The following is a 23,791-nucleotide window of genomic DNA, read 5'->3' on the forward strand; positions in this document are numbered from 1 at the left end:
TAACCTTTACACTAAGCCACATGCTCCCGAATCAATTCAGCAATCCATGTTACAGCCTGATCTATTTCGTTTTTCGTTACATACAAGTTAGGCAACAGACGAATCACGTTCGGTCCTGCTGTAATGAACAGAATGCCCTTCTTCTGTCCTGCCAAAACAAGCTCCGCTACCGGTTCTACACACTCAATGCCGACCATCAGACCTTTTCCACGGATATCCTTTACAAAAGGACTATCTCCAAGCTGCTTTTGCAGACTATGGAAGAGGTAATCTCCCATCTCAGCTGCACGTTCTGGCAGCTTGTCATCAATAATCGTTTCAATAGTAGCTTGAACCGCTGCCATAGCAAGTGGCGTACCTCCAAAGGTAGAACCATGACTGCCCGCTGTGAACGCTTCACGCAAATATCCTTTACCTAGCATCGCACCCACAGAGAACCCACTGCCCAGTCCTTTCGCCAATGTAAAGATATCCGGCTCTATACCATAATGCTCAAAGGAAAACAGCTTGCCCGTCCGTCCCATACCTGTTTGCACTTCGTCAATGATCAGCAGCAAACCATGCTCGCGGCATAGCTTTGTGATCACATCTACGAAAGCAGGGTCTACCGGATACATGCCGCCTTCGGCTTGCACCATTTCCAGCATAATTGCCGCCGTATTCTCACTGATGGCTGCTTCGAGCGCAGCCTGATCATGAAGCGGAACGCTTTTGAATCCGGCGGGAAGCGGTAAAAAGCCTTCTTTCACTTTGTCCTGACCCGTAGCGGTCAAGGTTGCCAGCGTCCGTCCGTGAAAGGATTGCGTGAACGTAATAATTTCGTAGCGACCGGTCTGCTTTACCTTCTGGTGGTAACGACGTGCCAGCTTAATTGCAGCTTCGTTGGCTTCGGCCCCGCTGTTGCAGAAGAACACGGCATCTGCGCTGCTATTTGCTGTCAGCAAGGCAGCAGCCCGTTCTTGCCCTGGAATATGAAACAGATTGGATACATGCCACAATTCATCGATCTGTTTTTTCAATCGTTCAGCTACTGCTTGAGGCGCATGGCCGAGATTGGTAACGGCAATGCCTGACATGAAATCCAGATAACGCTTGCCCTGATCGTCCCACAGCCAGCTTCCTTGTCCTTTCACCAGTGTAAGCGGGTATCTTGCGTAGTTTGGAAAAAGAGAGCTATTTGTCTGCGTTTTTGCCGGCTCCATTTCCGCTTGCACTCCACTTCCATCCGTACTTGGCATTTCCTTGCTCACCAGCGTATTCGGTTCCTTACTCATTATGTTCACGCTCCTTTATCGTTTGGTTATATAGGTCGAGCTATATATATTACAATTACTGCATACGCACGATGCGTGTTCCAATCGATTCTCCGCCTAGCACACGACTTAGTACCTGCGGTTCGCTACCGTTCACAATGACGACTTCCTTCACTTTGCCGTGGATACAGGCAATAGCCGCTCTCACTTTCGGGATCATACCCCCATATATTTCACCTGTGCTAATCATATCCTCAATTTCCTGTACGGTGATAGAGTCCAGCACTTTCTTTTCTCCGCCATACTTCTTCAATATGCCTGGTACATCTGTAACGACGATCATCCGACTGACCCCCAGATGAGAGGCTACCGCACCCGCCGCTGTATCCGCATTAATGTTGTAACGCTGACCAGATCGATCAATCCCGATGGGGGCAATTACAGGCATATAGTCCATATCCAGGACACCTGTAATAATCGAGGCTTGAACAGATGTTACCTCTCCGACCCAACCGACCTCAGCAGCATTCGACACAGGCTTGGCTTCGATTAAATAACCATCACTACCTGACAACCCCAACGCTCGGCCCCCATGCAGTCCTATTCTACGTACAATCTGCTTGTTAATGCTACCCGCCAGTACCATCTCCACGACATCCAGCACGGGTTCGGTCGTTTTGCGTAATCCATGAATGAACTCTGTTTCGATCCCCAGCTTCGCCAAGTTGTCGGAGATCGCAGGGCCACCGCCATGTACAATGACAGGTTGAAGACCTTCCGACTGCAAACGCGCCAAATCTTCAAAAAAGGAATCAGGTAACGCAGCCAGCGTACTTCCTCCGCATTTCATCACAAAATTACGACGTGCCACTCCCGCATGATTCGCTTGATCCGCGTGTTCCACTGCCGATTGCATATCATCTCTCCTTTTCTTCTCCGCATATCCGTGCAATTTTTAAATGATGCTGGACTTATATCCGCTCTTTGCTTCTATTAACTACTATCCTTATTCAATCCGTATTTTATTCGGGTATCTATGTCCGATAAGCTGCGTTAATCCGCACATAATCATAGGTTAGGTCACAGCCCCATGCTGTAGCGGTTCCGTCTCCGTGATGCAAATCAACAATAATTTGCACCGTATCTCCCCGCAAATAGGCTAGCGCCTCTTCTTCATCAAAAGCGACCGGACTTGATTGGCTTAGCACAACAATATCACCCAAGCGAATATCTACCGTTTCTGGATTAACTGGCTCTCCAGCACGCCCTACGGCCGCAATAATCCGTCCCCAATTCGCATCTGCTCCGAAGACGGCTGACTTGACCAGACTAGACCCAACCACCGTCTTGGCTATCGCTTGAGCGGACGCATCGCTTACCGCTCCGCTTACAGACACCTCTACTAGCTTCGTAGCACCCTCTCCATCGCGAGCAATTGCCTTCGCCAGTTCTCGGCAGATATAGGTGAACGCCTCGGCAAAAGCGTCCCAATCGGGATGCCCTACGTGCAGTTCACGGTTGCCAGCCAGCCCACTTGCCATAGCAATCAGCATATCGTTCGTGCTCGTATCCCCATCCACCGTAATCATATTAAAGCTGGTATCCGTTGCCTGCTTTAATAGTTGATGAAGCGCCGTCTGTCCGATTACTGCATCACAGGTCATAAAAGCGAGCATCGTTGCCATATTCGGATGTATCATGCCCGATCCCTTGGCCGCCCCGGCGATGTGCACGGTCACACCGTCCACTTCAACCGCCACACATGCTTCCTTTTTAACCAAGTCCGTTGTCAGAATGGCTTGGGTAAATTGCTCTGCTCCATCGTTTGCCCCGTTCATACGGTCAGGTAAGGAGGATATACCTTCAAGCACACAATCCATTTTCAAATGCTCGCCGATCACGCCTGTCGAGGCGACGGCTACATTGCTCTCAGCAACACCCAGTTCATGAGCCGCAGCCGAACGCATAGCGTAGGCATCCTGCTCTCCTTGTTGTCCCGTGCAGGCATTGGCGTTTCCGCTGTTCACCACTACTGCCTGCAATCGACCATCTGCCAAGCTCTCGCGGGTCACCTTCAGCGGTGCAGCCTGAAACACATTGGTGGTGTACACCGCAGCAGCTGTCGCTTCTACCTCACAACGAATCGCGCCCATATCGTTGCGGTTCGAATTTTTTAGCCCGCAGTGTAATCCTCCGGCTGTAAAACCACGCGGAGTTACGATGTTACCCCCGTTCACTACTGTAAACTCTACTTTGCCCATAATTATGTGCCCTCGTTCGCAACATATTCGATGAATGACAGCTGTTTGTATTCCAAATTCCCGCTCGCTGCCGTTATCCGTATCCATGTTGCAGTTACTTGCTACTTACGGATATACCGGTATGAAGCCTAGCCCGAGGTTCTCCTCCCATCCCATCATCAAATTTAAATTCTGAATCGCCTGCCCAGCGGCACCCTTCACAACATTATCAATGACAGAAATAATCGTAAGACGCCCGGTTCGGGCATCTGCTGCAAAACCGATGTCACAGTAATTCGAACCCATTACTTCCTTCGTTGCTGGCCATATACCTTCGCCACGTACACGGACAAAAGGATGGCCTTTATAATAATCCCGGTATAACCCGATAAGATCTTGATCTGTATGGTCACCCTTCAGCGTGACATAAATCGTACTCATAATTCCTCGGGTCATGGGAACAAGTTGTGTTGTAAACGTAATCGTAACGTCCTCGCCCGCAATATCGCCCAGTACCTGTTCGATCTCAGGGATGTGCTGGTGCTTATTCACCTTATAAGCCTTAAAATTCTCGTTCATTTCCGCATAGTGCGAAACGAGGCTTGTTCCCCTACCCGAGCCGGATACCCCGGATTTGGCATCCACAATCAGCGACCGATGGTCGATCCAATCCGCTTTCAGCGCAGGAATAATCCCCAGCAATGTTGCAGTCGGATAACAGCCCGGATTTGAAATAAAAGAAACGCCCGCCAGCTTTTCTGCATACACCTCACTGAGTCCGTATACCGCTTGCTTGAGATATTCGGGGGAAGCCGCAGGCTTTTTATACCAAGCTTCATACATTTCCCCGCTTCGGAGCCTAAAGTCCCCGGAAAGATCAATGACCTTCAGTCCGACATCAAGAAGCTGCGGCACTAACTTGGTACTAACGCCCGATGGCGTAGCAGTGAAAACCAGATCGGCCTTAGCAGCAATTTCGTGGACTTCGACACCGTCCAAATCCTGCACCACAATGTCCGTCAGATGTGGAAATCCGTCACTGATTGGGACACCCGCGCTGGACGAAGAAATAACAGATACAATCTCTACTTGCGGATGATGAACCAAAAAACGAATCAGCTCCACCCCGCCATACCCGGTGGAACCGACAATTGCCACTTTTAACTTGCTGCTCACAGACCTTCCTCCATTCCGTTCGTATGAAATATGTATTATTATACGACTCTATTTATATAAATACAACACCTCATGTCATGTTATTCCCCCTAATTTAAAATATGCGCTCTTGTCTATTCTTTTGACCGACAAGCTATACGAGCTATAATAAAGTAAATAAAAAAATAGACAGCGAACTTCTTGAATACAGCTTGCCACTTTGCATAAAGAATAAGGGAGATATTCCCTTTACATGATCTCACTTATTGGAGTTCATCTCGATTGGTCATTTGCTGCACTTTATGGACTTGTTGAACATGAAGGGAGTACATGTAGCACTACATACAAGAGGAAATCACATGCGCTGCATCTAGTGAATCTGCTCAGAGGAACCGCTGAAGCGGATAATTGGGGTCGAAAATAAACCTATACGTTAGGGGTGTTACACATCGAAACATATACAGCGAATATCGTTATAGATGCAAAAGCAAAGTTAGGCGAGGGTCCCAGCTGGGATCAGCGGTTTCAACGTTTATTTTGGGTCGATATTAAAGGCTTTCAATTGCATATCTACGATCCTTCTACATGCACAGATCGTACAATAAATGTTGGTGAACATATTGGTGCAGTTGTACCTTATCTCAAAAATAAAGTGATCGTAGCGCTGATTAGCGGTCTATATTGTTTAGATATTGAGACAGGGGCCAAAGTATTAATTCATGATCCTGAGGAAGGTAGACTAGGTAATCGTTTTAATGATGGAAAATGCGATCCTGCCGGACGTTTTTTAGCAGGAACCATGAGTCTAAATGGCGAACATGCGCAAGGAGCATTGTATAGTCTGAACACAAAAGGCAAGGTCTCCTTACTGGTTGGTAAAGCTTCCATATCTAATGGATTAGCCTGGAGCGCAGATCATCGTACAATGTATTACATTGATACTCCAACATTGGAGGTGGTCTCCTTCGATTACGATGTGGTGCAAGGCACTATTAGGAATAAGCAACTGGTGGCTAGATTGGATGAAAGTGAAGGGTATCCAGATGGCATGACAATCGATGCAGAGGGCATGTTGTGGGTCGCGAGATGGGGTGGTAAACGTGTCTCCCGTATCCATCCTGCTCATGGAGAAGTAATTGCTGAGGTATCACTTCCCGTCAATTGTGTGACTTCGTGCGCTTTTGGCGGTGAACAGCTGGATGAGTTATATATTACGACTGCTCAAGATGATGATAGTGCCGATCAACCCTTAGCAGGCGGCCTATTTATGGTCAAGACAGGGGTAAAAGGAACGCCTACCTCGTATTTTAATCAAGGACAAACGGCAAATTGGCTTGAACGATTGGTAAAATGAATCTAGTAAAGCATGCTGAAGAGAGAAGAGCCTACTATATTAGTGGGCTCTCCTGCATGGATTCAGTTAAGAGCATGCCTCCAGAAAGCCCTCTTTGTTTCAGCTTTCCTTCTTAAACCCTTCACCCAATACCTCACGAGTATTACTTATTATCACAAAAGCTTCCGGGTCTACCAAGCGGACGAGCGTTTTAAGGCGAGTTACCTCGTTTTGTCCGACTACAACCATAAGCACAGGACGTTCTTCGTTCGTGTAACCGCCCCGTCCTGCCAGCTCTGTCAATCCTCGGTTCAAATCCTGCAAAATAGCCTGCGTGATCGTTTCTTTCTGATTGGATATGATGTAAGCCACTTTGGAGTAGCCCAATCCCATTTCCACGGCATCAATGACCTTACCCGTTACAAACAAGCCGATCAACGCATACAGCGCCCGTTCCGGCGAGAGGGCGAAACCAGCCAGTGTAATCACCGTGCCATCCATCAACATAACACAGAGAGAAAGACTAAAACCCGTATATTTTTGAATAATCTGCGCCAAAATAGCCAATCCACCCGTCGAGCCCCTGCCCCGAAACACGGTACCTAAACCCAATCCTACTCCGATTCCACCATATAGCGAAGCCAGCAACGGATTGGTTGTCGGAACTGCCCAATCCTTCGTAACATAAACGAATAGCGGCAGCATAATACTTCCCAGCAGAGAACGCAAACCGTATTTTTTCCCTAACAGCAGGACCCCTGCTATAAATAATGGAATATTCATTCCCCACTGCGTATAGGCTGGTTCCAGGCCAAACAGCTCCTCGCCCAAGATAGACAAGCCCGATACCCCCCCGGATGCAATCCGGTTTGGGAGCAAGAACATGTTAAAGGTCAGCGCTGTAATGAAAGAGCCGAGTATAATCAGCAAAATATCGGTCACGTTGCGTGCGGGTCCGCTGGCGGCAATCAGAGGCTTGCGTCGTCTTCGGCGAGCAGCGGGAGGATTCAATTGAGGCATCATTCGTGTTCTCCTTTAATTAAAAAATACCGTTACACAAAAATTCCTACAGTCTGCAGGCACATGGTCTGCGGACTGTAGGAAAACGTACAGGCTATTATTCTGCGTCCAGCTTAATTTGGCTGCGCAGGTAACCATCGATGAAGGGATCGAGATCGCCATCCATGACAGCCCCTACGTTGCCAGTTTCCACGCTAGTACGGTGATCCTTAACCATGCTGTATGGATGGAACACGTAGGAGCGAATTTGGCTGCCCCATGCAATATCGGACTGTTCTCCGCGGATTTCATCCAAATGCTGACGCTGCTCTTCGATCTTACGCTCGTAGAGCTTGGAACGGAGCATCGTCATGGCACGCTCTCGGTTCTTGATCTGGGAGCGTTCATTTTGACAGGTCACGACAATACCGGAAGGTAAATGCGTAATCCGAACGGCTGAATCGGTCGTATTAATATGCTGACCGCCCGCACCACTGGCCCGGTACGTATCAATTTTAAGATCTTCCGTGCGGATCTCAACGTCCACATCATCCGCAATTTCAGGCACCACATCACAGGATACGAACGATGTATGCCGACGGCCGGAGGAATCAAATGGAGAGATACGAACAAGCCGATGCACGCCTTTCTCCGCTTTCAAATAGCCATAGGCATTATAACCTTTGATCAAAAGTGTTACACTCTTAATTCCTGCTTCATCACCCGCTAGATAATCCAGGGTCTCTACCTTAAAGCCCCGTTTTTCAGCCCAGCGAGTATACATCCGTAGCAACATTTGTCCCCAGTCTTGGGACTCCGTTCCGCCTGCTCCCGGATGCAACTCCAGGATGGCATTAAGTTTGTCATACGGCTGATTCAAAAGCAATTGCAACTCAAACTCCTGAAGCTTGCTCAGCAGAGAACTGACACTATTCTCGATTTCTCCAGCCAGTGTTTCATCGCCTTCCTCATCAGCCAGCTCAGCCATCATGCCGGCATCTTCGTATTCCTGACGAAGCTGTTCATAGCTGTCTACTGAAGACTTAACAGCGTTCATTTCTGCAATTACACCTTGGGCTTTATCATTATCATCCCAAAAGTCAGGTGCAGCCATCTTTACTTCAAAGTTTGCGATCATTTCCTGTTTGAGATCTAAGTCAAAGAGACCCCCTAAGGTTTGTTAGTTTCTTGCCTATTTCTCGCAAATCATGCTTTACACTTGGATCAATCATGCTGTCATTCTCCTTTTAATATATGGTTAGGGGAAGTAAAAGCGTTGTGAGTTACGGCTGGGTGAAGAGACGCTGCGCGAATGATTTGATCTTACGATCGCTGTTGCAGCGAGATGCCCTTGATTGGATTAACACATTCAAAGGTGGGCATCTCACTGCAAAGGCGAACGCTGACGCTTCTCCAGATTCAAATCCTTCACTTCGCTACCGACCGCCGTAAAGTCAAACGACTTATAGATAATCGGCTCAGGTATGTGAGCCGAGTCAAGAGCTGAATTAACTGACAAGCAAGCTAAGACCCGCTTGCTTGTCATAATTATAGAAATAGGGACAATCTTCTCAAGAAAAAAATATTCAAACTGATCCTCCAACAAAAACACTATAAGCTGAAAACATCAGTGCATCCCCTGTATGGCACAAAATGGCCGACGGTCAGTGGTTGAACTGCCGCCTGCCATTATATGCACTGCAGGGAATAGTGTATCTCAAGACTCTCCCTTAATTTCAATCCGTTATTTTCTACGCGGACGCGAAGGAGCGGATTTCTTTTTAGGAGCAGCTGGTTCACCACTCGTCGAGATTTTGTCTTCGTCGATGACAGCCTGACGCTCTTGATTGGATTCAATTTGTGCTTTCATGATGTATGTCGCTACTTCCTCTTGGATGCTAGCAATCATAGCATGGAACATTTCGAAGCCTTCAAATTGATACTCGCGCAGAGGATCGGTACCGCCATAAGCACGCAAGTGAATACCTTGACGCAATTGATCCATAGCATCAATATGGTCCATCCATTTGCTATCGACCGCACGCAGTACGATAACTTTCTCGAACTCGCGTACCATATCTTCGCCAATCATTTCTTCACGGCTGTGGTATCTGTCGGTAACTTTTTCGAAGATCATATCCACGATCTCCTCTTTTTCCTTGCCCCACAGGTCGTCACGTGTAAGTGTATTTTCCTCAAGCAGGTTGTTATTCACATACTCTGCTACTTCTTCAAGCTCCCAGTTTTCAGGAATGTCATCACCGCAATGAGCTTCCACCACACGCTCAATGACAGGCTTGATCATGTCAAACACAATTTCCTTGATGTTCTCTGATTCCAGCACCTCACGGCGTTGTTTGTAAATAATAGCACGCTGCTGGTTCATTACATCATCATACTGGAGAACAACTTTACGCTGATCAAAGTTGTTGCCTTCGACGCGTTTTTGAGCTGATTCGATAGCACGTGTAATCATGCGACTTTCGATGGGTTGGTCTTCCTCGAAGCCCAAACGCTCCATCATATTCAGTACGTTGTCCGCACCAAAACGCTTCATTAACTCATCGCCCAGCGATAAGTAAAACTGTGTGGAGCCCGGATCACCCTGACGTCCTGCACGTCCGCGAAGCTGATTATCAATACGACGGGATTCATGACGTTCTGTACCGATGATGTGCAAACCACCAAGTTCTGATACGCCTTCACCCAGTACGATGTCAGTACCACGTCCGGCCATGTTGGTAGCGATGGTAACTGCGCCTGCTTCACCTGCACGGGAAATAATCTCAGCTTCCTCAGCATGATACTTGGCGTTAAGCACTTTGTGACGAACGCCTTTGCGTTTCAGCATTTCAGAAAGAAGCTCCGAGTTTTCAATAGAAACCGTACCTACTAATATCGGCTGGTTCTTTTTGTTACGCTCCAGGATTTCATCTACCACAGCATGGAATTTGCCTTTCACGCTCTTGTACACTATGTCAGGCATATCTACACGCTGGTTAGGCTTATTCGTCGGAATTTGGAGCACTTCCAGACCATATATTTTTTTGAATTCTTCTTCTTCTGTTTTAGCTGTACCCGTCATACCCGCCAATTTGCGGTACATACGGAAATAGTTTTGGAATGTAATTGTCGCCAATGTCATGCTTTCATTTTGTACAATGATGTTTTCCTTTGCTTCAATAGCTTGGTGCAAACCATCACTGTAACGACGTCCAGCCATCAAACGACCTGTAAACTCATCGACAATTAGGACTTCACCGTCAGCCACGACATAGTCCACATCCAAACGCATAATAGCATTAGCCTTCAATGCTTGTACAATGTGGTGATTGATTGTAACACTTTCCTGATCGTACAGGTTTTCGAGACCAAAGAAATTTTCAGCTTTGGATACGCCGTTTTCGGTCAATGCAACTGACTTCACCTTAATATCCAGGGTGTAGTCTTCTTCAACATTCAGGCTCTTCACAAAACGGTCAGCTGCAAAATACAGCTCGGTCGACTTCTGAGCTTGTCCTGAAATAATCAATGGTGTACGGGCTTCATCGACGAGAATGGAATCCACTTCATCAATGATACAGAAGAACAACGGACGTTGTACCATCTGCTCTTTGTAAAGCACCATATTATCGCGCAGATAATCGAACCCGAACTCGTTGTTTGTACCGTATGTGATGTCACAAGCATACGCTGCCTGCTTGGCGGCATGATCCATATTCGCCAAATTCAGTCCTACAGTCATCCCCAGGAAGTTGTAGATTTGTCCCATTTCTCCGCTGTCACGCTGCGCCAAATAGTCATTGACCGTAACCACGTGCACGCCTTTGCCCAACAGAGCATTCAAATAAACCGGCAGTGTTCCTACCAGTGTCTTACCTTCACCGGTTTTCATTTCGGCAATTTTACCTTCATGCAGCGCAATACCGCCGAGCATCTGTACGTCATAATGACGTTTACCCAGCACCCGTTTGGACGCTTCGCGAACAGTAGCAAAAGCTTCTGGCAAGATTTCTTCAGCCGTAGTCCCCTGTTCGACCCGAGCTTTAAATTCCGCCGTCTTTGCTTGCAACTCCTCATCCGAGAGCTTTTCAAAATCCGGCTCTATCTTATTGATCAGTTCAACCGTCTTCATTAAACGCTTGACGTCACGTTCATTGGTATCTCCGAAGATTTTCTTAACAATTCCTAGCATGGTTTACCCCTTTCGCGCAAAACAATTAATAGAATCAATTTCACAATTAGAAAGGGTCCATGATGAAATTGATTCCCGATATGTTTGACAGGCCCGGCTGTACCAGCCCATCGTGCGATGTTCTTTGCATAAATTGTAACAGTTTGTAGGACATGCCGCAACACAAGCAGCCTCCAGATTTGCATCCGGTTAAAGATACCAAAACAATTGACGCACGAAATACACAACTTGGTTACACTTATCCAAGTTGAATTTTCCTTACATTTACAAAAAAACATATAAAAGAGCCTTATCCCGCCAGGTTCGCAAGGATAAGGCTCGTGTTTGTTTTCATTTTCCTAATATCCATGAAGCATACTTCAATCGAAATCGTTCTAGACATTTTAAAATGTGAAAAGTTCCTACTTACAGGCTATTCCCGTTCGATCAGACCGTATTTACCATCATTGCGCTTGTAAACTACGTTAACTTCTTCGTTATCAATATTGGAAAATACAAAGAAATTATGTCCAACCATGTTCATTTGAAGAATAGCTTCTTCCACATCCATAGGTTTCAATAAGAAACGCTTGGTGCGGACGACTTCCAGCTCATCCAGTTCTACATCCTCATCTTCAGCAACAGCCACGCCACCTGCCGAATCCTCCACAAAAAGTGTTTTCAAACTACCTTCCTGACGGAATTTTCGGTTTAGCTTGGTTTTGTGCTTGCGAATTTGCCGTTCAAGCTTGTCTACCACGGCATCAATGGATGCATACATGTCATCGCTCTCGTCTTCGGCACGGAGTACAAGCCCCGGCAAAGGAATGGTTACTTCTACAGTGTGCAAATCTCTGGTTGTGCTTAACGTTACACTTCCATCAGACGTCGGGGGTGCATCGAAATACTTTTCAAGTCTGCTGAATTTCTTATCAACGTAGTCCTTCAAAGCGTCGGTAACCTCGATCTGTTGACCTCGTACTGTTAAGTTCATAGGGCACGCCTCCTTTGCCCCTTCAGTATAGCACATATGTTAACGCCAAGTAAAAAAAGAGACCAACATTTCGAAGCTATTTTACAAAATTCTTCTTTTTTCGCTAAAACGCTTCCCATAACGTCATTCTTTGAAAACAGGTATGTTTAAAATCGACTTGCATACATATGTGAATAATGAGTGCATATACGAATATTGCTCCGCTGACGTCATGACAAACAACTATTTTGGGCTTCATGCTAAGCGATTTTATCGAAAAAGGGGGTGTCCCTTTCCCGCTGGACAGGTACATGGACTTGTGCGGTATGCAAGGCCTGGTTACAACCCAGACAATTTATACGAAAGGATTATTACACCCAGCCTAGCTGGCTCTTCCTATACGGAGATCTCAAGATAACAGATTTGGAAGAGATGGAAAGTAGGAAGCTAATCCATGGCTTTTATTCAGCGTTACGTAACGAACCAGACGGGGGCTGTCACCTTTATAGGGAATACACTTGGGCTGGCACGTTCTAATTCGGTAGGAGTGCCGGGAACAGCGACCAGCATTGGCGCTTTCATCACAACCAATACAGCCTCTCGCTTCGGCACGTATCCATTTGGCACGACTTCTACCTTTACCAGTAACTCATCGACAGCATTCCTTGTGCTCCCTGCGGGCAGTACAGTGCTGTATGCTGAGCTTATTTGGGGAGGAAGTTATGCCAACGGCAGCACCAATGTATTGTCCAGCGCCAGTAACCCGGTCACATTTCAGACACCTGCTTTATCTACCACGGTCAGCCCTGAATCTGCAACATCAGTCAACGTCACCAGTCTCAGTACCTATGTGAGAACAGCAAATGTCACAAATCTGGTCATTCAAGGCGGTGCAGGGGCATACACGGTCGGAAATGTGACGGGCACCATCACGGTTCCGGATTCCACCAACACCAACCATGCCGGCTGGACGCTGGCTGTGGTGTACAATAACCCATCTCTGCCCTTCCGTAACCTGTCGCTGCGTGTAGGCGGTGAGGGGGTCAGCAGTGCTACTGGCTCGGTCAACGTTGTAGTGAGTGGCTTTGCCACTCCTGTACAGGGAACTCTGCGCGGCAGGGCGCTGATTAGCGCCCAAGAGGGTGACGTGGACATCACTGGTGACCGTGCGTTGTTTGGACCTACCACATCCAGTTTGACTGCGCTGTCTGGGCCTAATAATTTTTCGACTAATTTTTTCGCTTCGCAAATAAACGGAGATGACGGTACATTGGTCACGACCGGGACCTTCGGTACAACTAATGCCGTAAATGGGACACCTGGAACGCAGGTGACCGGCGGACGGCAAGGCTGGGACATTACCAATGTCGATATTTCCTCCACGCTGCTCAACAGCCAAACGACAGGTGTCCTCCAGCTGACAACCAATGGCGACATTTACACTGTAAATGCCAATGCCATTCAAATTGATATCAATGCTCCGCTGGTGACCCTGACCAAAACTGCCAGCTCTACAGGATTGGTTATTGGCGATACAGTTACCTATACGATTAACATTTCGAATACGGGACTCGTCAGTGCTTCCAACACAGTACTTACCGATACCATACCAGCCGGGGCTACCTTCGTACCTGGCAGTGTTGTTGTCGCGGGCACAGCCCAGCCAACGGCCAATCCCGCTACAGGTATCACAGTGGGCAGTGTAGCTCCTGCTTCCACGGTGACCATTACATTCCGTGCAACCGTCACTTCATTGCCAGCAAACACCCAGCTAGGTAATCAGGCATCCGCATCCTTTTCCTTCCAAACTGTACCTGGAGGGCCTGTCATTTCTGGCAACGTTCCGTCCAACACTGCCAGTACACCGATCTACCAGCCCGTCATCGGGATTGTTAAAAGTGCCAATACAACGGCTGCTACAGTCGGAGATACGATTACGTACACGTTTCAAATATCCAACACGGGCAGCATTGCTGCAAATCTCAGCTTTTCGGAGAGCATTCCCGCCGGATCATCCTTCATACCGGGTAGTGTGACCATTGGCGGTTCCTCCGTGCCTGCTGCCAATCCCGCTACTGGTTTTTCAGTAGGAACGATTAATACAGGTGCTACTATACCCGTGACCTTCCAGACCCTGGTCAATGTGGTTCCCGCCTCTGGTAATTTGACCGATCAGGCGGCTTACACGTATACCTTCACACCACCTGACGGACGTGTATTGAACGGAAGCGGGACGTCCAACACGCTCACCATTCCCGTCTCCTCACCAAATGTGACCGTGACAAAGGCCTCTTCTCTGGCAGCAGCCGCAGTCGGAGAGACTGTTCAGTTTACCCTAACCGCCACAAACAACGGAATCGCCAATGTGACCAATGTAGTCGTTACCGATCCGCTGCCAAACGGAGTTGCCTTTGTACCTGGTAGCGTCACCGTGAACGGAACTGCTTCTGCGACTGCTACACCTGTGAACGGCATTCCGATCGGTACTTTAGCTCCAGGCGCATCGGTTACGGTTGTATTTCGGGCAGCCATTAATTCTCTGCCTTCTCCTGCACAGATCAACAATCGTGCAACTGTCAGCTTCACTTCTGGGGCCTTTACCGGATCATCTTTGTCCAATCTTGTAACCATACCTGTCGTTATCGCGGCGCCGACAATTACCAAGAGCGCAAGCTCCAACCGTGCCAGCGTTGGCGGAATAATTACTTATTCATTCCTCATCGCTAATACCGGAACAGTCGTATTAAACACGACCTTAACGGAAACTGTACCGACAGGCTCCACCTTTATTCCCGGAAGCGTCATTGTCGGCGGATCCTCAGTGCCAGGCGCCAATCCTAATACGGGAATTTCAGTGGGCACCGTAAACCCTGGTGCACAAATTACAGCCTCATTCCAGACGACAGTAGATTCCCTACCACCCGGGGGTGGATTAAACGATCAGGGCCTGCTCCAATATTCATATCAGTTGCAAGACGGAAGAACCCTCTCGGGCTCGCTTTTTTCCAATATTGTTTCCGTATCGATTTCGCTTCCCAACGTAGCCGTAACCAAGTCTGCGGGATTCACATCCGTTAGTGTTGGCGAAACGCTGACCTACAGCGTGAACGCCGTTAATAACGGAATTGACCCCATCACAAACACCGTGATTACCGATCCACTCCCCGGCAGCGTGTCATTTGTACCCGGAAGCGTAACCGTCGGTGGTTCACCTGTGAGCACAGTCGATCCAAGAAGTGGCATTCCAGTCGGTACCATTGGCGCAGGCGCATCCGTGCAGGTGTCCTATGCCGTGCTAGTCAACGCCGTTCCGTCCGTACAGCCGCTGCAAAACACAGCCAGTGTCAGCTTCACCAGCGGTGCTTTTACCGGAACATCCCAGACAAATACCGTCTCTGTGCCGGTTTATCAGCCTCGTATCAGTGTGGTCAAATCTGCAAATACAACAGCAGCTACGATAGGCGACACAATTCTGTATACATTGTTGGTCGCGAACAACGGTAACTATAATGCTTCTGTAACGCTGACAGATGTTATTCCTGCCGGTTCCACATTTATGGAGAACAGCGTAGTAATCAATGGTGTTAGTCAGCCCGGAGCCAGTCCAGCAGCAGGCATTTTCATCGGAACCGTGTCGCCGCAAAGCCCTATCACACTGACATTCCAAACCGTAGTAGCCTCTCTTCCAACACCATCTCAACTGACAGACCAGGCCACCGCCGCCATTTCCTTTACGTTGCCTGATGGGCGGGTGCGAACAGATAGCACATCGTCCAACGTGCTATCCATTCCTGTGTCTGCGCCGAATGTGTCCATTTCGAAGACTGCAAACCGTTTCACCGCCATTCCAGGTGATTCGGTATTATACACCCTGACCGTACTTAACAACGGAATCCAGACCGTGAACAATGTGGTCGTTTCCGATCCTATCCCGGCCGGCTCTCAATTCACTGCGGGTAGCGTAACGCTGAATGGCTCCACAATAGCCAGTGGAGATCCTTCTTTAGGTATCGTAATTGGGAGCATTGCCGCTGGAGGGGGAGCTACGATCACCTTCAGGGTAACGGTATCCTCTCCATTACCAAGTCCACCGCAGCTCACCAATCAATCGCGTGTCAGCTACACGAGCGGTGCTTTTTCCGGCGTGTCAGTATCTAACCCGGTGACAGTAGCCGTCAATGCTCCAGTGCTAACTGTAAGTAAAACTGCTGACCTCCTACGGGCAACAGTTGGCGATATCGTAACGTATTCCGTGGCGGTAACCAACCATGGTAACATAGCTGCTGCTGCCACATTGACAGACAATATTCCCGCAGGCTCAGCACTAGTACCGAACAGTGTGGTCGTCAGCGGTGTTCCTATTCCTGGTACCAGTCCCGAAGCAGGTCTGTCTATTGGCTCCATTGCACCTGGAGCCGTAACTCAAACAACTTTTCAGGTGGTGATTACTTCCGTGCCTTTACCTCCCCAACTCACCGACCAGGCGAATATCAGCTTTTCCTTTCAACCGCCGGATGGCCGGATTGTTAACGGCAATGTTTCGTCCAATATTGTCACAATTCCTGTATCGTCACCCAATGTGCAGGTCAGTAAAAGCACCTCGGCAACTGATGCCGTTCCTGGTGATACGATAACCTATACTATTACAGCTACCAATAGTGGCATCGAAATCATAACAGATGTTCGTGTGACCGATACCATTCCGACAGGCTCCTCTTTTGTTCCTGGCTCCGTTATCGTAAATGGAACAACGCTGCCGTCAGCTAGCCCCTTAACGGGGATTCCAATTGGCTCCATCGCTGCTGGAGCGTCAACAACCGTTACCTTTTCCGTGTCTGTCAACAGCCTGCCTGACCCACCTCAGCTGAGTGATCAGGCTACAGTTTCTTTTACCAGCGGTACACTGAACTTCACATCACTCTCCAACACCGTTGTCGTCCCTGTTTACCAGCCTATTATCAGTCTTCTTAAAACCGCAAATACGAGTCAAGCAACGGTAGGCGACACCGTAGTCTATACACTCACTGCCCAAAATACAGGTAATCTAGCAGCGACCGCCACCTTCACCGATGCCATTCCATCTAGTTCCTCCTTTATACCGAATAGCGTCACCGTGAACGGTCTGCCTGTTGCTGGAGCCAATCCCCAATCAGGGGTAATAGTCGGAAACATTGCAGCGGGGGCTTCTGTTTCTCTTACCTTTCAAGTGGTCATTAACGCTGTCCCCACTGGCCAGGGCCTGTTAAATCAAGGTTCGGCCACATTCACTTTCCAGCCACCTGACGGTCGCACATTAAACGGAAGCGTCCAATCCAATCCGGTGTTTATTCCTGTATCCAATCCAGATGTCACCGTGACCAAAACAGTCAATCAGACTTCTGTAGCCTTTGGAGACACCATTACGTACACCATTACCGCAGCAAACGGAGGCATTGAACCTGTAACAGGGACGGTCTTTATCGACCCGATAGCTGATGGCACTACTTTTATACCTAACTCCGTACAAGTCAACGGTATCACTATACCAGGAGCCAACATTGCTACAGGTGTGTCCGTAGGCACTGTTCCAGCTGGCAGCTCAGCAACGGTTACCTTCCAGGCCACAGTAACATCCTTGCCAGCATCAGGTTTGTCAACAGATCAGGCAACGGTATCCTTTAATTCCGGGGCTTTTGCAGGTCAATCCATCTCGAATCAAGTCAGCCTGCCTGTATTACAGCCGATCTTGAATGTGACCAATACCCTCAGTGCGGATCGTGCTACCGTAGGGAATACACTTGGTTTTTTCATCACTGTAACCAATACCGGCAACGCGCCTGCAGAAACGGTCGTGCTTGATCTGTTATCCAGCTCGCTTAGCCTGAATCAAAATAGCGTATTGGTCAACGGTGCGCCCATTCCCGGAGCAGACCCTATTACAGGCATTAATATCGGTTCAATCGCACCAGGCGCGACGGTAACCGTCTCATTTAGCGCCGTGGTCATATCAGTACCACCTGGCTCTATACTGACCAACCAGGCCACTGTGAACTACACGTTCCAATTGCCAGATGGACGAACATTGACTGGAAGCGGAGCAGCCCTGCCTGTATCCATTCCAATCTCGTCACCGAATGTTACAGCCACGAAGGCAGCTGAGGTGGCTGTCGCTGTCGTGGGCGATTCTGTCCCATATGTCATAACTGCGTTCAATAACGGACTCGATCCGGTTACTAGCGTAATCGTTACGGACACCATTCCTTTCGGAACCGCCTTTGTCCCGGGCAGCGTTACAATTAATGGTACTCCTGTTGTTACAGCCAACCCACAAAATGGCATTCCTGTCGGAACGCTTGGAGCTGGTGGCGGAGCCACGATTCGCTTTTTGCTTAACGTACAATCCCTGCCGACACCGGCGTCCATCACTAATGAAGCAACCGTCAGCTTTACTTCAGGTGCATTTAATGGATTTTCGGTATCCAATCCCGTTACCATCCCTGTGTATCAACCGATCGTCACTGTAACTAAAAGCGCGGGAGCGGGAAGAGCTACAGTTGGAGATACTGTAACCTATACATTCTCCGTTACGAACTCTGGAAACATCGGTGCAGATACCGTACTTAGTGATCCCATTCCGGCAGGGGCAGCTTTTATACCTAATAGTGTAGTGATCAATGGCACCGCAGCACCTGGTTCAGATCCAAGTGTTGGGATCCCATTGGGTATCATAGGTGCAGCTACGACCGTCACTCTGACCTTTCAGACAGTCATTACCTCACTGCCCGCATCAGGTACATTGGTCAATCAGGCGACCGCAGCTTACAGCTATCAACCACCAGATGGTCGTGTCCTGACTGGAAGTGCAGTATCTCCGTCCGTGACCGTCTCGGTCTCTTCGCCAGATGTGGACGTTATCAAAACAGCCTCCGCTACAGATGCTGTAGTCGGAGATACCATTACGTATACTGTCGTCGCTACGAATAACGGAATCAGTCAAGTCGTCAATGCCGTTGTATCTGATCAGCTGCCGCCCGGCACCAGCTTTGTTTCTGGCAGTGTAACCGTGAATGGCACATCTGTACCTACTGCATCACCAAGCTCAGGTATCCCTGTTGGCACCATTGCAGTAGGTGGCTCGGCAGCCGTTACATTCCAGGTCTCCGTCGTTAGTCTGCCGCAGCCGCCGCAAATAACTAATCAAGCAACCGTCAGCTTTACTTCGGGCGCGTTGACCTCGTCTTCGCAATCCGATCCGGTGACCTTGCCTGTTTATCAGCCAATCATCGGCCTGACCAAAACCGTCAATACCGTCAATACACAGATCGGATCAACATTGGTCTATACCCTGACACTCACCAATACCGGAAATATTGCCGTTATACCTGTGCTGTCGGATAACATTCCTACTGGCTCTGAGCTACTGCCTAACAGCGTAGTCGTTAATGGCATCCTTGTACCAGGAGCTTCGCCAGTTACAGGCATAACGCTCGGATCACTGGCCCCTTCAGGCAGTATTACAGTGAGCTTCCAAACCATCGTCTCGTCTCTGCCAGTTCCGCCTATATTAACCGACCAAGGGCAAGCGAATTTTACGTACTCACCACCAGATGGTAGGGTGCTGAGTGGTTCCGTCACATCCAATACAGTCAATGTTGCTGTGTCTGCACCTAATATTCAGGTGACGAAAACATCCAGTCTGGCAGCCGCTGTAGTCGGAGATACGATCAGATATACACTGAGCATCACGAATAGCGGTGTGGATTCAGTCACAGATACTGTCGTGACCGATACAATTCCTGCAGGTACCTCCTTCGTTCCGGGCAGTGTCCTCATCGACGGAGTAGCCTTCCCTAATGCCTCTCCGATTGCTGGAATTGCCATTGGAAACGTCGCACCTGGAAATACATTCGTCGTCAGTTTCCAAACGACTGTCCAGTCTTTGCCGCAACCACCCCTGCTCACAGATATTGCAGCCGTCACGTTTACTAGCGGAACGTTCACTGGCACTGCCTTTTCCGATCCACTCATCGTACCTGTGTTCCAACCGCTAATTGCAATTACTAAAGCATCCAGCACTCTTAACGCCTCCGTCGGCGATACACTGACGTACACGATTACGGCCGTAAATAGCGGCAATATTGCAGCAGCACTTACCATCAGCGATAACATCCCAGCCGGATCGACTTTCCTTGCCAACAGTGTCAGCATTGCTGGCAGTCCGCAACCTGGATTGTCCATCGAAACTGGCGTTCCCGTTGGATCCGTGTTGCCAGGCGGAACGGTATCCGTAACGTTCCAAACCGTTATCAATACTCTGCCTAATCCACAGGTACTGGTCGATCAGGCATCAGGCTCATTCACTTTCCAACCACCAGATGGCAGAACAGTATCCGGATCTGCGGTATCCAACACAGTTAGTATCTCTGTATCCTCACCAGATGTGAGCATTGTCAAAGGAACAGCAGCTACAGACGCCATTGTCGGCGATATCATCACCTATACCTTGGCCGTTTCCAACAATGGAATCAGTACCGCCAATAATATAGTGGTTTCAGATATCATTGCAGCAGGAAGCTCCTTTGTGAATGGCAGTGTTACTGTAAATGGAACCTCCTTCCCTGATGGAAATCCTGGATTTGGTATTGCCATCGGTACGCTCGCTCCAGGAGCTGTTACTACCGTTACGTTCCAGGCTCGAGTTGATTTCTTGCCCACATCGGCACAATTAACCAATCAGGCATCCGTTAGCTTTACCAGCGGGGCATTTACTGGCAGTTCAACATCTAATGTGGTAACTATTCCAGTCTTCCAGCCGATCCTGACAGCAGTCAAAACAAGCAATACTAATAATGCCACCGTCGGAGACATCATCACTTATACGATTGTCGTATCCAACACGGGTAACATTGCAGCCTCAACTACGGTAAGCGACAATATTCCAGACGGCTCTGTATTCCTTCCCAACACCGTCTCGATTAATGGCATTGCAGCTCCCGGTGCAAGCCCGGTTTCCGGCATCCCGACTCCAGCCATACCACCAGGACAATCGGCAACTGTCACTTTCCAAGTGCTGGTATCTTCCATCCCTGCAACCGTACTGCTGGTTGATCAGGCCGAGGTAGACTATCGCTTTAATGCACCAAATGGGCGAGAGGCAGGCGGTTTCCGTTTATCCAACATTGTTGAGGTTGCCGTGTCACCGCTAGACATCACATTAAGTAAAAGCGTAAGCTCACCTTTCGCCACTACTGGCGAAACCTTGACGTATGAACTCGTGATCTTCAACGAGGATACAAATACCGTGCAAGATGCCCGTTTGCTGGATATTTTGCCAGAAGACATCGAGTTTATTACAGGTTCAGTTCAGATTAATGGATCTACGGTAACAGAAAGCGATCCCGGCACCGGTATACCTTTGCCACCGTTAGAAGCGTATTCCAAGACTGTCATATCCTTTGATGTCCGTATCACAGCGACAGAACAGCCAGGACCACGTACGAATCAGGCACGCCTGTTACTCTCAAATGGTGAAGAAGCGAGTGCCGTTTTGTCCAATGCTGTCACCATTGCCTTACTTCAGCCTGTAGTGAAACTGACGAAAATAGCCAGCACGGAGAGCGTACAGCCAGGTCAAAGCATCACCTATTCCATCATTGCAGAAAATACTGGGAATATCGGTGCATTTGGCTTGTTAACGGACTCACTGCCATCGGAGCTTTCTTTTGTTTCTGGCTCTGTTTCGGTTAATGGAATCCCTCAACATGGCGTCAGTCCAGGGCAAGGCATTGCCCTAGGCACTATCGCACCAGGAGAAAAGACGACTACCCTCTTCTCCGCGCTTGTCGTTCGTGCCTCCGAGTCTGGCACACTGGTGAATCAAGCTTCGCTGGCTTACTCCTACCAGCTGCCGGACGGACGAAGCACGAATCTGGTAACTGCTTCACCTTCTGTCTCGGTTAAAGTAGCCCCTACTGCTAAAGGAGCCTTGTCAGCCGTGCTACGCACAACAGTGTCTACTGTCGCATTAGGCGATGCTGTGCCTTATCAGTTGACTCTTGTTAATGATGGAGGCTCGGTCATTACCGATGTAGTGTTAGCCGATTACGTACCGAATGGAACCATCATAAACCCGAGTAGCTTGAGAATTAGCGGTTCTCCACCTGCTTCTAGCAAGCCGGGTGAACCATTATTTATCGGCAGCTTGCAGGCAGGACAGACAATTGATGTATCCTACAGCGTGAACGTTCAGTCTCTGCCTCTCGGAGGACGTCTAAACAATAGCGTGCGGCTTCAATATGCTGGCAGTGACGGTGCTAGCGAGGTTACCAGCAATACCGTGACTATAGCTGTTTTCGATCCACAGCTTGCCGCAAGTATCTCCACGGAAAATACGGAGGCCATCGCAGGAGAAAGTCTTACCTATACGGTACTGCTCAACAACTTCGGCAACGTAACATCCGAAGTTACACTGCAAAATTTCATTCCTGCCGGGACTCTGTTGATTCCTGACAGCATACAGTTGAACGGTCAATCACTGTCGGGAGCCGATCCAACTATCGGTGTTAGCCTAGGGTATGTGGAACCAGGACAGTCATTGACATTGACTTATCAAGTGACCGTATCGGAGACGCCTCCATCTGGCTACATCGTAAATCAAGCTGCCTTTGCCTACTCGTTTACGCTACCTGGAGGAAGAGTCGTATCAGGGACATTGACTACCAAAGCCGTTACGATCCCAATTGTATCCCCACTGCTCGAATTAGTTAAAAAGGTGAACACCACAGATGCCTCTGTAGGCGACACACTCACCTTCACCATTCAGATTACTAACAAAGGGGGGATCTCTGCACAATATCCGTTGTTCACGGACCCGTTGCCGCATGGACTCATTTATGTACCCAACAGCCTAACTATCCAAGAAAAAGCACAGCCAGGTGCTAATCCCGCCGCAGGTATCACGCTCCCGGATATTGCACCAGGGGAGACGCTCACCCTTACGCTTCAGACGCAAATTCGTGAAGCACCTGCGGATGGAACATTCAGCAACCAGGCCATCATCGAATATACCTCACGTCGTAGTGGAGGAGAGACCATCCAGGAAACCTCCCAGACCAACACCGTTGGCGTGACCGTTATTGCAGCCATTCCTAAACTCACGCTTAGCTCCAGCGCTCTGCGTGTCGGCCAAGAAGATACCCTGTCTTTCACCGTCCATGTGGAAAACATCGGCAATACCCCGCTGGAAGAGCTCTTGCTCACTGCACCATTTGCAGCCGAAGATTTCATTTTGCTGCGAACGGTCACCGTGAATTCTGTGCCGCTTCCGCATCCTAACCTGCTCCAAGATATACCGTTAGGTCGGCTTGACCCAGACTACAAAGCCGTCATCGTATTCTCTTTCGACATCGAATCTGCGCTCCGTGCGTATCTGATCGCCCAAGTTATTCTGCGCTATCAATTCCGTTATCCAGACGGAAGCGTAGAGAAACAATCTGCCTCTTCCAATACCATTTTTGTGGAAATGGCTGACTTTGATGGTTCTCTAGAGTAAATGTTCTGTTGCGTTGAGCTCCTTACCACCGGGTAAGGGGCTTTTTTATGTAATTAGAAAACATAAAAAAGCCCTGGAATAAATTCCAGGGCAGTGCTAGCGCGTTATCCATTGCTAACCATCTTACCAATTAT

Annotated in this window: 11 protein-coding genes; 2 read left to right on the forward strand and 9 right to left on the reverse strand. The window is 48.7% G+C overall.

Translation table 11 applies throughout. The features are described 5' to 3' along the window. Positions 1-11: 11 nt before the first annotated feature. The 4 genes from NSQ57_RS22590 to argC form a co-directional block, all read right to left on the reverse strand. Entirely contained in the window at positions 12-1,274 is a 1,263-nt protein-coding gene (locus NSQ57_RS22590) for an acetylornithine transaminase (RefSeq protein ID WP_342425323.1), read from the reverse strand. 55 nt (positions 1,275-1,329) lie between these two features. Next, on the reverse strand, positions 1,330-2,169 hold the full coding sequence (argB, locus tag NSQ57_RS22595) for an acetylglutamate kinase (RefSeq protein ID WP_029514564.1): 840 nt from the start codon (positions 2,167-2,169) through the stop codon (positions 1,330-1,332). A gap of 118 nt (positions 2,170-2,287) precedes the next feature. Next, complete coding sequence (argJ, locus tag NSQ57_RS22600; protein WP_069010676.1) at positions 2,288-3,514, reverse strand: bifunctional glutamate N-acetyltransferase/amino-acid acetyltransferase ArgJ; 1,227 nt, start codon at positions 3,512-3,514, stop codon at positions 2,288-2,290. A gap of 105 nt (positions 3,515-3,619) precedes the next feature. Beyond that, on the reverse strand, positions 3,620-4,669 hold the full coding sequence (gene argC, locus NSQ57_RS22605) for an N-acetyl-gamma-glutamyl-phosphate reductase (RefSeq protein WP_342425324.1): 1,050 nt from the start codon (positions 4,667-4,669) through the stop codon (positions 3,620-3,622). Positions 4,670-5,087: 418 nt separating this feature from the next. Here argC and NSQ57_RS22610 point away from each other — a divergent pair, with 418 nt between their 5' ends. Continuing rightward, on the forward strand, positions 5,088-6,002 hold the full coding sequence (locus NSQ57_RS22610) for an SMP-30/gluconolactonase/LRE family protein (RefSeq protein WP_165146250.1): 915 nt from the start codon (positions 5,088-5,090) through the stop codon (positions 6,000-6,002). A gap of 99 nt (positions 6,003-6,101) precedes the next feature. Here the strand turns inward: NSQ57_RS22610 and NSQ57_RS22615 are convergent, their stop codons facing one another. The 5 genes from NSQ57_RS22615 to raiA all read right to left on the reverse strand — a co-directional run bounded on the left by NSQ57_RS22615 (position 6,102) and on the right by raiA (position 12,148). Further along, positions 6,102-7,001 carry a YitT family protein gene (locus NSQ57_RS22615; RefSeq protein ID WP_342426138.1) on the reverse strand — a complete coding sequence of 300 codons (900 nt, stop codon included), beginning with the start codon at positions 6,999-7,001 and terminating at the stop codon, positions 6,102-6,104. Between the two features lie 97 nt (positions 7,002-7,098). Further along, a protein-coding gene (prfB, locus tag NSQ57_RS22620) for a peptide chain release factor 2 (RefSeq protein ID WP_141695457.1) occupies positions 7,099-8,212 on the reverse strand; the annotation gives its coding sequence in 2 pieces (ribosomal slippage) (positions 7,099-8,139 and positions 8,141-8,212; 1,113 coding nt in all). 152 nt (positions 8,213-8,364) lie between these two features. Continuing rightward, entirely contained in the window at positions 8,365-8,499 is a 135-nt protein-coding gene (locus NSQ57_RS22625; protein ID WP_280921432.1) for a hypothetical protein, read from the reverse strand. Between the two features lie 225 nt (positions 8,500-8,724). Continuing rightward, complete coding sequence (gene secA, locus NSQ57_RS22630) at positions 8,725-11,175, reverse strand: preprotein translocase subunit SecA (protein WP_342425325.1); 2,451 nt, start codon at positions 11,173-11,175, stop codon at positions 8,725-8,727. 412 nt (positions 11,176-11,587) lie between these two features. Beyond that, complete coding sequence (gene raiA, locus NSQ57_RS22635; protein ID WP_342425326.1) at positions 11,588-12,148, reverse strand: ribosome-associated translation inhibitor RaiA; 561 nt, start codon at positions 12,146-12,148, stop codon at positions 11,588-11,590. Between the two features lie 433 nt (positions 12,149-12,581). Between raiA and NSQ57_RS22640 the strand changes: the two genes are divergently transcribed. Continuing rightward, entirely contained in the window at positions 12,582-23,657 is an 11,076-nt protein-coding gene (locus NSQ57_RS22640) for an adhesin (protein ID WP_342425327.1), read from the forward strand. Positions 23,658-23,791: the final 134 nt, after the last annotated feature.

The sequence above is a fragment of the Paenibacillus sp. FSL L8-0502 genome (assembly GCF_038593055.1).
Lineage (GTDB): Bacteria > Bacillota > Bacilli > Paenibacillales > Paenibacillaceae > Paenibacillus > Paenibacillus polymyxa_D.